Origin of the sequence: Sphingomonas sp. 1185 (genome assembly GCF_040544655.1) — a bacterium.
Classification (GTDB): domain Bacteria; phylum Pseudomonadota; class Alphaproteobacteria; order Sphingomonadales; family Sphingomonadaceae; genus Sphingomonas.
Genome location: NZ_JBEPKL010000003.1, coordinates 24,851 through 37,978 on the forward strand (window position 1 = coordinate 24,851; position 13,128 = coordinate 37,978).

General features: G+C 60.6%; 12 protein-coding genes. 2 read left to right on the top strand and 10 right to left on the bottom strand.

Annotated elements, in window-relative coordinates; all coding sequences use genetic code 11:
• Positions 1-170: 170 nt before the first annotated feature.
• From ABIC44_RS03655 to ABIC44_RS03675, 5 genes are read right to left on the bottom strand one after another with little or no spacing between them, the layout of a single operon-like run.
• Complete coding sequence (locus tag ABIC44_RS03655) at positions 171-1,565, bottom strand: PIN domain-containing protein (RefSeq protein WP_354293721.1); 1,395 nt, start codon at positions 1,563-1,565, stop codon at positions 171-173.
• Positions 1,566-1,568: 3 nt separating this feature from the next.
• Positions 1,569-2,630 (bottom strand): radical SAM/SPASM domain-containing protein, encoded by a 1,062-nt coding sequence (locus tag ABIC44_RS03660; RefSeq protein ID WP_354293722.1) that lies wholly within the window; start codon positions 2,628-2,630, stop codon positions 1,569-1,571.
• Positions 2,608-2,994 (bottom strand): hypothetical protein, encoded by a 387-nt coding sequence (locus ABIC44_RS03665; RefSeq protein ID WP_354293724.1) that lies wholly within the window; start codon positions 2,992-2,994, stop codon positions 2,608-2,610. The genes ABIC44_RS03660 and ABIC44_RS03665 overlap by 23 nt, the downstream gene beginning before the upstream one ends.
• Position 2,995: 1 nt before the next feature.
• The gene (locus ABIC44_RS03670; RefSeq protein WP_354293725.1) at positions 2,996-3,361 is read right to left on the bottom strand and encodes a hypothetical protein; all 366 of its coding nucleotides are present in this window, start codon (positions 3,359-3,361) and stop codon (positions 2,996-2,998) included.
• Positions 3,358-6,024 (bottom strand): SMEK domain-containing protein, encoded by a 2,667-nt coding sequence (locus ABIC44_RS03675; RefSeq protein ID WP_354293726.1) that lies wholly within the window; start codon positions 6,022-6,024, stop codon positions 3,358-3,360. The genes ABIC44_RS03670 and ABIC44_RS03675 overlap by 4 nt, the downstream gene beginning before the upstream one ends.
• Before the next feature lie 789 nt (positions 6,025-6,813).
• Here ABIC44_RS03675 and ABIC44_RS03680 point away from each other — a divergent pair.
• The gene (locus ABIC44_RS03680) at positions 6,814-7,962 is read left to right on the top strand and encodes a hypothetical protein (RefSeq protein ID WP_354293728.1); all 1,149 of its coding nucleotides are present in this window, start codon (positions 6,814-6,816) and stop codon (positions 7,960-7,962) included.
• A gap of 376 nt (positions 7,963-8,338) precedes the next feature.
• Here ABIC44_RS03680 and ABIC44_RS03685 read toward each other — a convergent pair whose 3' ends face one another.
• The 3 genes from ABIC44_RS03685 to ABIC44_RS03695 all read right to left on the bottom strand — a co-directional run bounded on the left by ABIC44_RS03685 (position 8,339) and on the right by ABIC44_RS03695 (position 10,485).
• Entirely contained in the window at positions 8,339-8,899 is a 561-nt protein-coding gene (locus ABIC44_RS03685) for an alpha-ketoglutarate-dependent dioxygenase AlkB (RefSeq protein WP_354293944.1), read from the bottom strand.
• Positions 8,899-9,981 carry a DNA polymerase IV gene (gene dinB / locus ABIC44_RS03690; protein WP_354293730.1) on the bottom strand — a complete coding sequence of 361 codons (1,083 nt, stop codon included), beginning with the start codon at positions 9,979-9,981 and terminating at the stop codon, positions 8,899-8,901. Before dinB ends, ABIC44_RS03685 begins: the two co-directional genes overlap by 1 nt.
• Positions 9,982-10,137: 156 nt before the next feature.
• Positions 10,138-10,485 (bottom strand): winged helix-turn-helix transcriptional regulator, encoded by a 348-nt coding sequence (locus ABIC44_RS03695; RefSeq protein WP_294200023.1) that lies wholly within the window; start codon positions 10,483-10,485, stop codon positions 10,138-10,140.
• A 100-nt stretch (positions 10,486-10,585) separates the two neighbouring features.
• Here ABIC44_RS03695 and ABIC44_RS03700 point away from each other — a divergent pair, with 100 nt between their 5' ends.
• Positions 10,586-11,617, top strand: coding sequence for a zinc-binding alcohol dehydrogenase family protein (locus ABIC44_RS03700; protein ID WP_354293731.1), 1,032 nt, complete (start codon positions 10,586-10,588; stop codon positions 11,615-11,617).
• Positions 11,618-11,656: 39 nt separating this feature from the next.
• Here the strand turns inward: ABIC44_RS03700 and ABIC44_RS03705 are convergent, their stop codons facing one another.
• Both ABIC44_RS03705 and ABIC44_RS03710 read right to left on the bottom strand, forming a co-directional pair.
• Entirely contained in the window at positions 11,657-12,262 is a 606-nt protein-coding gene (locus ABIC44_RS03705) for a DJ-1/PfpI family protein (protein ID WP_354293733.1), read from the bottom strand.
• Entirely contained in the window at positions 12,262-13,104 is an 843-nt protein-coding gene (locus ABIC44_RS03710) for a PhzF family phenazine biosynthesis protein (RefSeq protein ID WP_354293734.1), read from the bottom strand. The genes ABIC44_RS03705 and ABIC44_RS03710 overlap by 1 nt, the downstream gene beginning before the upstream one ends.
• Positions 13,105-13,128: the final 24 nt, after the last annotated feature.

Genomic DNA, 13,128 nt, shown 5'->3' on the forward strand with positions numbered 1-13,128 from the left:
CTCTCCTTTATGGCAGAGTGGTTGGACATTCTGGAAAGTCGGCTTCAGGGTTGGAAATTGCCTGAAGCCGACGTTCATTCATCGGAACAGCACGACAGCTGCGCGCCTTAATGTCGGTCATTCGGCTACGACCTTCGCAACTCCAAAAGCCGCCGTTTGCTCAAGGCGCGCTAGTCGTCGTCGTTCTCATCCCAGTCGATTTCGTCGTATTCCCCAGCCTTGAGTAAGCGAGTAAGTTCCTTTTTCGTGGGGTATTCCTGCTTCAGTTCAAGATTCTGTAAATCCACCAGCTCACCCGGCTCAACCATGACGATCTGCTTGACGAGCCTAAAGGTTTTGATGCGTGCGCCCCGCAAATTCTTGGCGGTGAGCGTCACGGTAATTTCTAGCGGCTGGTCGCTCGATGTGGGTGCGACAACACCTTCGAAATAGTAGTCCTGCCCGCTGTGAAAATCCTCGCAGCTCGCCTTCGTCTCGCCACTCCTGCGCGCCCGCACGATCGTCTCAAATTCGTGCCGGCCGACGCGCGGAGGGATCATGTTTTCCAAGTGCCGATGAATGTTGAGCGAGCTGAGATAATCCGGCCTCGGCACGGGGGCGGCAGGTCCACTCGCTGATACGGCCACCACCCGACGATTGAACCAGCCGTCGCTTGTCTTAATCGACACGACAAGGTTATCGGCCCGAATATCGCCAGCATTGGTGACGCGCACGGTGAGGAGTCTTTGATTGAAAAGCAACTCAAGCTTTTCGCTGAACTTCGTTACGAACGAGGGCACTTTGCGGGTTATGAAAGCGCTATATTTTCCGTCGTATGAGCTATCGCGGTCGCCGCCGAAACCGGAGCTAATGCCGTAGAGATCCTTGCTGCCGTTCGACTTCTTAGGATTCTGCTTCTTGATAAGCGCGGTGATAACGTCCGCCTGCTCGGGATCCAGTACCGCAACCCGGTAGATTGTCGGCGGGACGATGTCAGAAACCTCAATTGAAATCTCGAAGGTCGGCTCGTCCTTTTTGTATTCGGCAAGCTGCTGTTTGAGCCGCTGAATTTCTTTGTCTTTGGGACTGGGTTCAGGACCACGTAGCCAATCGTCGGATGCTTGATGAACTGGCAAGTCGCGACCGCGCGCATAAGCCAGCGGCTTCATATCGTGGCTGATAAGAAGGCGGTTTTTCGAGGCTACATTGCGCACGTTGAGCGCTTCAGCGACAATCCTGCTGTCACCGTCATCGGGGTCAAGCTCGTCATAGTCATTCCAAGGAATGCGCGAACATGTCGCCATCTGAAGTTCGACGCGTGGGTCTGCCTCACGAAGAACAATTGGCTCGCCGCTGATGACAGACGGGGCAATCAGCCGATTAAACGCCCTTGCATGCGGACCTAAACGCCCGTCGCGCTTCTTGGCGTCGATCTCTTCCATCGCTTTCGGGACGATCAGGGCACGGATCAGCCCTACCGTTGCAATCTCTGTCCAAGGTAGTTCGGCCACTGGCTTGCCTTCGAGCACAATATTCGCGTCGAGGAAGGCGACCAATTCATCGGTGGACCCAGACGGGATGGCCACGGCCTACCGATTTCCGCAGACTACGAGTTGATCGAATATCGGACAGCCATTCATGCAGCTTGGCCGGTGCGAACAGCCACCGCAGCGGTTGGACGCAAAATAGCGCCGGAAAGAGCGGACGTTTTCCGAGCCGTGCCAGATATCAAGCAGCGACGTACCGTCATTGAGTGTGTCGCCCTCGACCAAGCCGCTTTGAAACGAGCAGGGATAGACCTTCATGTCTTCGGAAACGTAAAGGGAGAATCGCCCAGCATCGCAGGCATCAACTAGCGCGTTGTTGGCGTTCGTCCTGGCGAATACGCCGCTCACGCAGCAGGCATCGAACCCAACCCTCAGCTTCGCATCCGCCGCGGTGGCGAGGCCGAAGAACTCATCGAGTCGGTCGCTATGGCGGAGCATCTTTTCCTCGAAGACCTTCCGCCCCGAAGGTTTGTAGTTGAGGAATATGAGCGCGTTGATCTTGGCAAGGAACTCGGGCGGGTTGCGGAGCCAGTCAATCGCCGTTTCGACGCTGTCGCCGTCGATGATGAAATGTACATTGGTCTTGATGTCGTGATCGGTCAGTAGGTGGATAGTCTCGGCTGTCTCGTGATACGGTGCGTAAGCGGAGACGGCCACCGCGCCGCAATTGCGGCGTGTCGCCGACAAAATCTCTTCAGTCAGGCCGCGCCCGTTTGTCGTGTAATTTGGGACGATCCCTTTCGCCCAAGTATAGTCGAGAATATGGACGAAATCGGGGTGCTGGTTGGGATTGCCGCCGCCCAGCGCGACTTGGAAAGTGCCCATGTCTGCGGCCTGGTCGATCACGCGCTTGTAATCGGCGAGCGCCATGTGCGACCCATGCCGGGTCGAGCTCTTGTAGCAGAATGCGCAACCTTTGTCGCACCAGTTCGTGATCGAAATGTCCATCAGCTCGGGGCCGTGCGGCGACCAGAACGGCTCGCGTTGGCCGGGTTCGGGAACGCGCGCGAAAAAACCGGTTCGTGCGTTGAAGAAGGTTGAATAGCCGAGATCCTTGTACCGATTCACGCGCAAGCGCGCTTTACCAATAGTTGTCGTAGGCATTGATGAAGAACCCTTCGGACTTGATCTCAAAAATTTCAGTGCACAGCGTCATCTCGGCCAAATTGTTTTCGCTGCTGAAATGCCCGACCGTGACCGTCTCGCCGTCTGCGATGCCCTGCTTCATGCGATCGAGAACCTCTGGCGTATATTGTTGCCGGTTCTCCAACGTGTCGAGCTCTTCGACTCGGGTCAGGACGGTGCCACGGTCGATCTGGGTCTTGAGCTCGGCGAACATGGACTCGAACAGCGGCGCCACCGGACTGTTGGGATCGACGCCCGCCGCCGTCAAGAAATCGTCGCGCGACAGCATGTCGCGAGCGATATAGACGAACGATGTCGACGAGCTGTTCGAGACGAAGTCCATCTTAATTTTCAAGTCTGTTCTCCAGTTTCAGCACGCAGTCGATGACCGTGTCCCGGACATTGTCGTCATAGGCTTCTTCAAGCACGCCCCCTGGTGACTTTATCTTGAGGATGTGCGCTTTTTCGAGTTCGGTCGGATCGAGATATATTTCGTGCACCAATTCGAGATAGGCCGCGAACGTCGGATACTCCACGCAATAATATTGGTCATATTGTGTGCGTAGATCAGTCGACCAGGCGAAGAGTTGGTTGTAGACGCCTGTGAAAAGCTGCGCCGCAAACCCGGTCGGTTTAATCTTCAAGGCATCGATAAATTCGTCAAGCGACGGAATTCGGCGCAAGGACAGAATCAAATCCTTTTCAATCACGCTAAGGCTCCCGCAGATGATGCGATGTCCGCCAATAGCATTTTGACCGCCGCGGCTCTGGCGGGCCCGACCAGGGCCAAGGCTTCTGCGCAATTAGCGGCGCCCCCAGCGTCCTGGAACAACGTGGAGACGCGCTCACGTTCCAGCCAGCCGGCGTGCGTGGCGGCGTGCAGGAAAAACGCGAGCCATTGGGGTGCGTATCGCACCAGACCCCGGCGACCTTCGTCCTCCCCGACGTCGGTCACTAGCTCATTGATGCCTTGCCGCCATGCAAGCGGGTCGTAGTTGCGATGGCCGCCAAAGATCGCCTGAATGAACGCGGCGTGCTCCGCGTCTTCGAGGTCGTTCAAATGGCCTATGAGGATGGCAATGTTCAACAAATCGACTGCGTTGCGCCGGTGCAGCAAAAACAGCGCAACGCGCCGCCGCCGCAGAGATGCGTTGGGGTCCGCCAGGATGGCCTTAACGCGCGCGACGTCCTCGCTCGTCTGCACTGCTGGAGGCAATAGGTGGACGTTGAGGCTGAAATGTTCGGTGAAGTTCGGCGCAGCCTCGCACGCCGCAATCGCGGCGGTATTGTTCGCTTTGCGTGCGAGCAGATAGGCGTAGCGGTAGACGCCTTCGTAGACCGGGCGGCCCGGCAACCGGGCCAGCATTTCCGTCAACGCCTGGGCTTGGTCGGCAGCGGCATGCTCGACCAATTGATAGGCGATGATGAAGTCTCTCAACTCGTCATAGGTAAACGAGATGGTGAGGTCGCCGACTGCCGCGAAGCCCTCGCTATCGACTTCCCGGCGGAGGATGACATCGTCATCAATGAAGCGGCTTACGATCTCTTGCTCCTCGGCGGAAAAATCGCGCACCGAGAGCTTGGAAAAATCGTCCGCGACGAGCATCGCCCCCGCAATCTTGAACAAGGCGGGCAGGGCCTTGGCCTGGTGCCGCTGAGGGAAGGAGGCGATCTTCTTGCGCAGATAATCGACGAATAGATCGCCTTTGTAGATGTCGGTCACGTACCCAACATCGCTGCCCTCATAGCGTTCGCAGAAGATTCGCAGCAGCAAGAGGTCGTTTTCCAGGAACGACTTCGCTTGCCCTCTCAATGACCCTTTGATGCTGAAATGCGCCAGATAGGCGCTTAATAGCCGGGCCTTGCTGAGGTCGGTCATTTCGGAGCGTAAGTCGTTCACGCGGTGGATGTGCGCTGCAAATGGCTCGTCGAGCATGGTCGCAAAGCGCTCGTCGAAAAACTCGCTTCGGCACGTTATAACAAGTTTAATCCAATCATATTGGCTAACCGCGCTGCAGAACGCCTTGAGCTCTTCGTTGAACGAAGTGAGGTCGGTCACTTCATTGATCCCGTCGATCAGGATCACGAACGGCTTTTCGACATCGTGCGCGACCTGGTCGAATAGCGTCAAATAATCGTGCAGCTTGGTGCCGTCGGGCGCATAGCGGTTGTGGCCGATATAGTCGAAGAGCCGAGTGCCTGGCGCGAAGCCGTTCAGCTGGCGTGCCGGGATGAACAGGCACGGAATTTCGAAGAGCCGGAATTGTTTCTCGACCAAGTCGCACACGAAATTGGTCTTTCCCTGACCCGCCATGCTGGTGACGAGAAAGATCTTGTTGCGAATAAGGCTGACCAGCGCGCGCGCCTCGTTCAAGCGCGATGTCAGCCCGCCGGCGGCACCCTCAAGCTGGAGTCGCGCGATCATCCACCCCGCCGACTCTGGGTTCACCGGTTTGTAGCGAGCCTCGCCGGTCTCGCGCCACCACGACATTGGGCGAAACTTGGCCAGCTCGACGCCGATCGCTTGGTCGACCTGGTCGAGCCACGCGCCGAGTTCAGCGAAGGTCGCCGGCGTGGCACTGAGCAGGCTGCCATCGATCTCCGACACCAGCTTGGGCTCGCCAGCAATTGTCAGACTGGCGTTGAGGTGATCATAGGCAAAACGACGGAGCTTGTCCTGAATTTTACGATAGAAGAACAATGGATTGGCGAAAAGCCTCATCTGCTCTTTGGTGGAATGCGTTTCCACGAAGATGGCAGGAATGTATTTACGCGATGTTTTTTCGACCTCAATCTTCTCCGCTGAGAAGGCGAGAAACTTGTCGAGCTGCTCGCGGAACTTCACTTGACTGTCGCGCTTCGCCCAGCCCGACGCTAGATAATGATCAATCGCCTCGAGCTTTTCGTTCTCGAGATACCGAATGCGAGTAAGGATGTTCTCCCAATCGATCACGTCGGCGGCAGGATCGAACGGAATCGTAAGCACGGCAATCGCCCGTTTTAGCGACTTTGCCGTGTATGAGGCCTGCTTCTCGGTCAGCGCGAGCACGTAGAGGTGGTCAAACGTCCTATCCAAACCATGTTCATGGAACTTCTCGAGCGTTTTCTGGACTTTACTGTTCGATCCGTCGGTGGTCACCTGAAACGAAATCCTGGTCGTCGCACAGCCCAGGTCTACGGCCGGGAAGTTGGCTTGGATCTTGTTCATGTTTTGCAGATGCGGGCAATCGAACACCAGCTTCAAAACGGGGATCAGGAAATCTTCGGCAACCGAATTGATGTCAAAGCGTCCGACGGCGTTAAGCGCCCTGATCTCATGGGCCATGCGCCCTGCATATTTGGCGATATTGTTGAGGTAGTCGTCTCGGTTCATCGGAAATCCAGCGACATCTCGATTGGGCGCGCGGGAGTGCCTCCGACATCGCGCGGAAGCTGCTCGATAAGTCGGTTCGCGAATGACATGGAAGATCCCCCTAACCGGCTGACTATCAGGCATAACGGAAAGCGGCGCAAGCAACACGCGTATGATCTCTGTAACTTGGATGACGCTGGCTGGCGTCGTATAGGCCGGTTCAAGGTAAGCAGACTTGATCGTGTGCGCCGATGAAAGGCTGTTTCCCGCGATTCTGCGCCACCTGCAGCCAGTCTGGAAACGGCCCACAGCCCCCCATTGGACACGATGGATGGAAGGCAGCTTCGCACGGTCGGGATTTGACCTGCCAATGTTGGCTATTACGGCGCGTCTTGCCGGACGAGCTGAAGAGGCCCGAATGACTGATATTGTCTGGAGCAGACGCTTGCTCCGCCCGGTCTGAACGACTGGGTTTGGTCGGAAGCTGCCCAACGCGGTGAACCGTCAGTTCTTGAACAAAGCCATCGTTCGTAGAAGCTGCGGCGAACGGCAGCTTTGTCAAAAGCGGGCGTGAGTCGCTTGCCCGTTAGACGGCCCCAATTGGGGAAGCCTGCGATCTCCAAGACGACAATAAACCCGCCGTTTCGATGACACGCATCTGCGGCGATCGACGCTGCATATAGATCGTTGAAACATCTCGTCATAGCTAAACCGCCACGCTAGTCTTCCGACGAAGGGGCGGCAACCGTGGGGCCTTCAAGTGGAGACATCGGGGCCCACCGGCTGTCGAAATGATCGTAGGGGAGCCGGATGCCAACTTTCAATCATCGTTTCGAGGATCTCGCAGGCAAGGTCACGACGGGCACAGTGGCGCTCACGGTCCGGCAGATTGAAGACGCCGGCGTTTTGGAAATTCTGCAAACACCCGGTGCGGCTCTTGGGAGCTGGCAATTTCTGGGAGCATTGCTCGATCCGGCAGTCACCACGTTCAGCTTTCGCGAACCGCTCGGACATGCGCGTGAAGTCAAGACCGCCGTATCCGGACTTTTCGGACGCTTCGTTGCTCGGGCCTATGCAACGCATCATCTTGGGCTCACTCACTTCGTCCATGTGCGCAAACCGCCGATGCGTCTGGGCGGGATGCTACGCGGAGAGCTACGGCGGGTTCGGGGGCGTCGCGGCGACATGCCCGACTGGGTTGCTTGGGGGCCGGTACCTGGCATGGCGATCGTCGAGGCTAAGGGTTGCCACGACACCAAGGGGCCAGAGGCTGCGCTCGCTCGAGCATATACGCAGGCAGAACGCGGCGAGATCAGGATCCGCGGTCGCCGTGCGCCCTTCAAGCGCTATGCGATCGCCACGCGCTGGGGGTTCAGCAATCCCAAAACGTCTTTGCCGATGCTATGGGTCAAAGATCCACAGGAAAACGGGGAATTGAGCGACGCCGAGCGCGACGCCCTGCAGGTGGCCATGGCGCGATGGCACGCGGCCACATTGCTCGCGCCCTTGGGTCTTGGAGAAATCGCGAAACCGCTACTCGAGCTTGCGCGCACACCCTTCCGCAATCGTGTTGAGACTTACCAAAGGCGCGCGGTGGACGCTGTAAGCGCATATACGCCAATGCGAATCGAGGGGGACGACGCAACTCCGGACGATCTGCTTCTTGGCGGCTTCGTGACGCCAGCTGGCCCGCTAGGCCCAAAAGCCTTGAGTGGAGACGATCGAGGATTACTGCGCCGCCTCGGCATAAGGTCGGCTTTTGTGGGAATCGAACTCGGTGCCCTAAAGCGTGCCATCGAAGGCGTTCCCGAAGCGCCGTCTGCCTTGAGCAAACCGACCAAGGTTGAGACGCAGTCTGACGTGTTAGATCGTCGATCTGGCGAAGACGGAGCTGGAACCTGGGTCGTTCGTCTCGACGACGAGCAAACTATTATTGCTCCAATGAACCGCGTGACGTGAGCGGGTTTCCTCATTTTTGTGCTAGGGCCCCCTTTTGTCTCTTGTGAGAAGATTACCTGCTCGCGCATCTACAGGCTGGAAGCGAGCCGGTGGTTGCGCGGAAAGGACTTGATGAAGCAAAGATTCGGTCCCCTGCTAGGTCACAGTCGTCAATTGGCCCCCGTGTTATGGTGCTAATCCGAAGAGGGGGTTGCACCGCGTGAACGGTAGCTTCACCCAGAAGCAGCCGTTCACCGGTCTGGGTATCAACGACCGGAGTTGGTCGAGAGCCGCCGAAGGCGGATGTCAGGCAGCTTCACGGTGTCCTCGCCGGATGCAGTAACCAGCGCTCCTGATCGTCGGCCATAAGAACGGGACGATGAGCCCCTCCCGCCAATTACCGATGCTCCGCAAGACTGCGAAAGGTAATCGACCAGCGCGGGCGTTCCATCGGTGCGATGCTATGCTCCCATTCGTGCCGTGCTGGTCCGCTCATGTGGTAGCCGCCACGCGGATCGAGCGGCACCGACACCCGGTCAAAGCCGTCGGCGCGCCGACGCCGGAAGCGCATCGTCGCCGGTTCGCCGAGGGAGATGCCGAGGACATGCCCGTAGATGGGCCGGTCCCGGTGCCAGCCGATCCCGGCACCGGGGTCGTAGCGGATGAGCAGCGCCTGGATCAGCGCCTCAGGCGCGAGCCCGGCGAAATTGGCGGCCCTGTCGCGAATGGGGACAAGCCAGTCCGGCATCGGCGGTGCATCCTTAGGGTGCCCAACCTCGAAGTCGTAACTCCATCCGAATGACGTCGTCAGGCGCTTGCCCGTCCAGCCCTGGAAGCGGAAGGGTTCGAGGTCGGTCGCGTCGATCCGGTCAATCAGCATGCGCTCCTCGTCCGTGGTGATCAGGTTCGCCCGCGTGGCGAGCCCCGGCAGGAGCGGCGCATCAAAGAGGTCAAGCATCACGCCGCCGCCTCCGCGAAGATCGGCAATTGGGTCGGTGCCGCTGCCCCGGCCTCGACGAAGTTCGATACCGTTACGCCGACCAGTCGTATCCCCTTCTGGGTCGGCAGAACCGATCGGAGCAGGTCGAGCGCCGCGCGGCGCAGACCTTCGCGACTGATGACCGCCACGGGCTGGCTGCGCCGCCGGGTGATCTGATGGAAGTCGGCGTATTTGACCTTTACCGTGACGGTGCGGCCGAAGGCTTGCCGTCCCTCGCACCAGTCCCAGACATCGTCCGCCATCTTAAGAACGCCGGCCTCAATCTCCCCGGGTTCGGTCAGGTCGCGGTTGAATGTCGTCTCCGACCCCGACGACTTGCGCACGCGGTTCGCGTTGACCGGACGGTCGTCTTCCCCGCGCGCGATGGCGTGATACCATTCGGCCGAACTGCCGAAATGCTGCTGCAGGAACGCCAGCGATTTGGCGCGCAGATCAGCCCCGGTCTCGATCCCCAGCCGCTTCATCTTCTCCGCCGTCACCGGTCCGACGCCGTGGAAGCGGCTGACGGGCAGCGTCTCGACCCAAGCGGCACCCATATCCGGCGTGACCGCGAACTGGCCGTTGGGCTTTCGATGATCCGAGGCGAGTTTGGCCAGGAACTTGTTGTACGAGATGCCCGCCGATGCGGTCAGGCCGGTCTCTGCGAGAATGTCGGCGCGGATCGCCTTGGCGGTTAGCCATGCGGTTTCCATGCCCCGCTTGTTCGCGGTGACGTCGAGATAGGCCTCGTCGAGCGATAAGGGCTGGATCAGGTCCGTGTACCGCGCGAACACGTCATGGATCTGGCGCGAGACGTCGCGGTACACTTCGAAGCGGGGCGGCACGAAGATCAGGTCGGGACAGCGGCGCAGCGCGGTGACCGACGGCAGCGCTGAGCGAACGCCAAACGTGCGCGCTTCGTAACTCGCCGCCGCCACTACGCCCCGCGCCGCGGCATGACCGACCGCAACCGGCTTGCCGCGCAGCGACGGATCGTCACGCTGCTCCACCGACGCGAAGAAGGCATCCATGTCGACGTGAATGATCTTACGCACCGCCATGCGCACGTTTTAACGCATGTAGAACAGGATGTGAACATATTGTGCAAAAACGTCGGAAACCCGTCGCTTATCCCACATGCCCATCTCTTGGGGTACATCCGAGCACGACGCCGTTCGAGCAATGCCGCGAACGTCGCCGACGCATCAGTCGGATAATCACCGCCGCGCGAAAAGGTCCATATTCGCATCGCCCCAATCCTTCAGCGCCGCGATGATCGGCGACAGGGATCGGCCGCGATCGGACAGGCTATATTCTACCCGCGGCGGCACCTGGGCGAAGACCTCACGCTCGATCAGGCCATCGGCCTCCAGCTCGCGCAGCTGGTTGGTCAGCATGCGCGGCGTCACGTCCCCGGCACGGCGACGCAACTCGTTGAAGCGCGTGCGTCCGTCCTGCAGATGATAGAGGATCACCGCCTTCCACTTGCCGTCGATCAGGCTCACCGCCGCCTCGACGGCGCAGCCCGGGGTACAATCGAGGCGGGAGTGGCGGGCTTTCGCCATCAGGACGGTATCCTTTTCGACACTATGAGCGTTTTTTGTGCCTACGACACAGGCTGACACCGTCTCTATCTCGCGTGCGTCAGCAAAAGGAGCAAGACCCATGCGCGCCATAGCCTATCGCCAACCCGGCCCGATCGACCGGGTCGATGCCCTGATCGACGTAGAACTGCCACGGCCCATTCCGACCGGGCGTGACATCCTGGTCGCAGTCCGAGCTATCTCGGTGAACCCGGTCGACGCGAAGGTTCGCAACGGCGCTGCGCCATTCGACGGGCGTGACGAGCGCATCCTCGGCTGGGATGCGGCGGGGGTGGTCGAAGCGGTCGGTCCGGAGGCCACCCGCTTCAAGGTGGGTGACGAGGTCTTCTACGCGGGCGACCTGATGCGCGACGGCAGCAATGCGGAATATCAGCTGGTCGACGAGCGGATCGTGGGCCATCGCCCCCGCAGCATCGGCTTCGCGGAGGCGGCGGCGCTGCCGCTGACCGCGATCACGGCGTGGGAAACCCTGTTCGACCGGTTGAAGGTCGACGACCAGCCAGCCGGCGGCGCCCGCGCCATCCTGATTATCGGCGGCGCGGGTGGTGTCGGTTCCGCGGCGATCCAGATCGCGCGGGCCCGCACCGACCTGACCGTGATCGCCACTGCCTCGCGCGCCGAGACGCAAGACTGGGTGCGTGACCTAGGCGCGCATCATGTCATCGATCATTCCCGGCCGATGGCACCGCAGATCGCCGCGCTGCAGATCGGCGCGCCCGCCTTCGTCTTCTCGACTACCCATACTGATCGCCATCTGGCCGATATCGCCGAGCTGATCGCGCCGCAGGGGCGCTTCGCGCTGATCGACGATCCCGCCAGCCTCGACATCGTCGTCTTCAAGCGCAAGGCGGTGTCGGTCCATTGGGAATTGATGTTCACCCGGTCGCTCTTCGACACACCGGACATCGGCGAGCAGGGTCGACTGTTGGACGCGGTGGCCGAATTGGTGGACGAAGGGCGCATTCGCACCACGGCCACCGAAACGCTGTCACCGATCAATGCCGCTAACCTGATCGAGGCGCACCGCCGCATCGAGAGCACCACCACGCGGGGCAAGATCGTCCTGGAAGGCTGGGACAGCCCGCAGGCGTAATCTCGACGCGGGTTCCTACGAAATGCGCGTGCGGGCGGGTCAGGCGAATGCCAACTCGCCCGCGACGATCGCCATGGCATGATCGACGAAGCGCGCCTTCTCGCCGACCGGCGCGACGTAACGAAGTGCCTCGCGCGCCAGTTCGGGCTCGCCTCCGCGCGCGATCAGCCATGCGGCGAGATAGGGCGCGGCAAGACAACCGCCCGCCGTCGCGACATTGCCATGAGCGGCGAACGGCGCGTCGATGACGGTGACGCCGGCCTCCACCGCCCATGGCTTGGTGGTGAGGTCGGTGCAGGCTGGCAAATCACCGATCAGGCCGAGCTTGGCCAGCAGCAGCGTCCCCGAACATTGCGCCGCGATCAACTGCCGCGTTGGATCGAGGCGAAGCCGGGCGAGCATCGCCTGATCGGCGGCAATGTCGCGCGTGCGAACCCCGCTGCCGATCAATACCGCATCGGCTTCCTCGACGAAATCGAGCTGCCGTTGCCGATGGACGGTGACACCGTTCAACGACGTCACCGTCTCGGTCGGCGCCGTGATGTCCGCGGCCCAGCCATGCGGGCGCAGCCGGTTGATGATCCCAGCGGCCACGAACGAATCCAGTTCGTTGAAGCCGTCGAAGGTCAGGACCGCGACCTGCATCACCCTTGCGTCCGTCCGGAGAACAAAGTCCGCGTCGCCCCGGCGACCCAGACCTGGCCGGTCTCATCCTGCGAGACATGGATACGCCCGCTCCGCCCGAGGCGCGTGCCCTGCGCGGCGAGATAGCTGCCACTGGCCCGACCGCTGGCGAACAGCCACTGGCCGACGGATGCGTTGAGGCTGCCGGTGACCGGGTCCTCGATCAGCCCGCCATGCGCGTCGGTGAAGAGCGCGCGCAGTTCGAACGCGACCTCGCTGCCGGGCGCATGTGGTCCGACGATGCCGATGTCGATATGCTCGGGGTGGTGCCGCGCCGGCTCGACCGCCAGCACCGCCTCCGCCGACTCCAGCATGACCGCGATCCAGCCAGGGCCATTGTCCGCCCAGGCGGCATCGACGATTGCCGCACGGTCGATCCGCAGCAGATCAGCGACCTGTGCGATCTCCGCCTCGGTCGGCGTGCCGCCGCGCAGCAGCGGTGGGGCGGCAAAAGCAAGCCGATCGCCATCGCGCCGGATCGTCACCAGTCCGACACCGCATTCCTGCACGACCATGCCGTCCTGCTTCGGCTGTCCGCCCGCTTCCGCCCACGCATGGGCGCTGCCCAAGGTCGGGTGTCCGGCAAAGGGCAGTTCGTGCGCCATGGTAAAGATGCGCACGCGATAATCGGCAGACGGATCGGTCGGCGGCAGCAGGAAGGTCGTCTCCGAAAAGTTCAACCAGCTTGCGATCGCCTGCATCTCGTCCGTCGTCAGGTCATCGGCATCGGCGATGACGGCCAGCGGGTTGCCGGTCAGCGGATCGGTGCCGAATACGTCGACGAGGCGGAATGGGCGGGTCACGGGCATCTCCTGTTGATGATGACT

Bases quoted from the DNA above. Each gene is read 5' to 3' on its own strand.
- ABIC44_RS03695 (WP_294200023.1), bottom strand. From the start codon at position 10,485: ATGGCGAAAGCCCGCCACTCCCGCCTCGATTGTACCCCGGGCTGCGCC.
- ABIC44_RS03665 (WP_354293724.1), bottom strand. From the start codon at position 2,994: ATGGACTTCGTCTCGAACAGCTCGTCGACATCGTTCGTCTATATCGCT.
- ABIC44_RS03685 (WP_354293944.1), bottom strand. From the start codon at position 8,899: ATGCTTGACCTCTTTGATGCGCCGCTCCTGCCGGGGCTCGCCACGCGG.
- ABIC44_RS03700 (WP_354293731.1), top strand. From the start codon at position 10,586: ATGCGCGCCATAGCCTATCGCCAACCCGGCCCGATCGACCGGGTCGAT.
- dinB (WP_354293730.1), bottom strand. From the start codon at position 9,981: ATGGCGGTGCGTAAGATCATTCACGTCGACATGGATGCCTTCTTCGCG.
- ABIC44_RS03680 (WP_354293728.1), top strand. From the start codon at position 6,814: ATGCCAACTTTCAATCATCGTTTCGAGGATCTCGCAGGCAAGGTCACG.
- ABIC44_RS03675 (WP_354293726.1), bottom strand. From the start codon at position 6,024: ATGAACCGAGACGACTACCTCAACAATATCGCCAAATATGCAGGGCGC.
- ABIC44_RS03660 (WP_354293722.1), bottom strand. From the start codon at position 2,630: ATGCCTACGACAACTATTGGTAAAGCGCGCTTGCGCGTGAATCGGTAC.
- ABIC44_RS03705 (WP_354293733.1), bottom strand. From the start codon at position 12,262: ATGCAGGTCGCGGTCCTGACCTTCGACGGCTTCAACGAACTGGATTCG.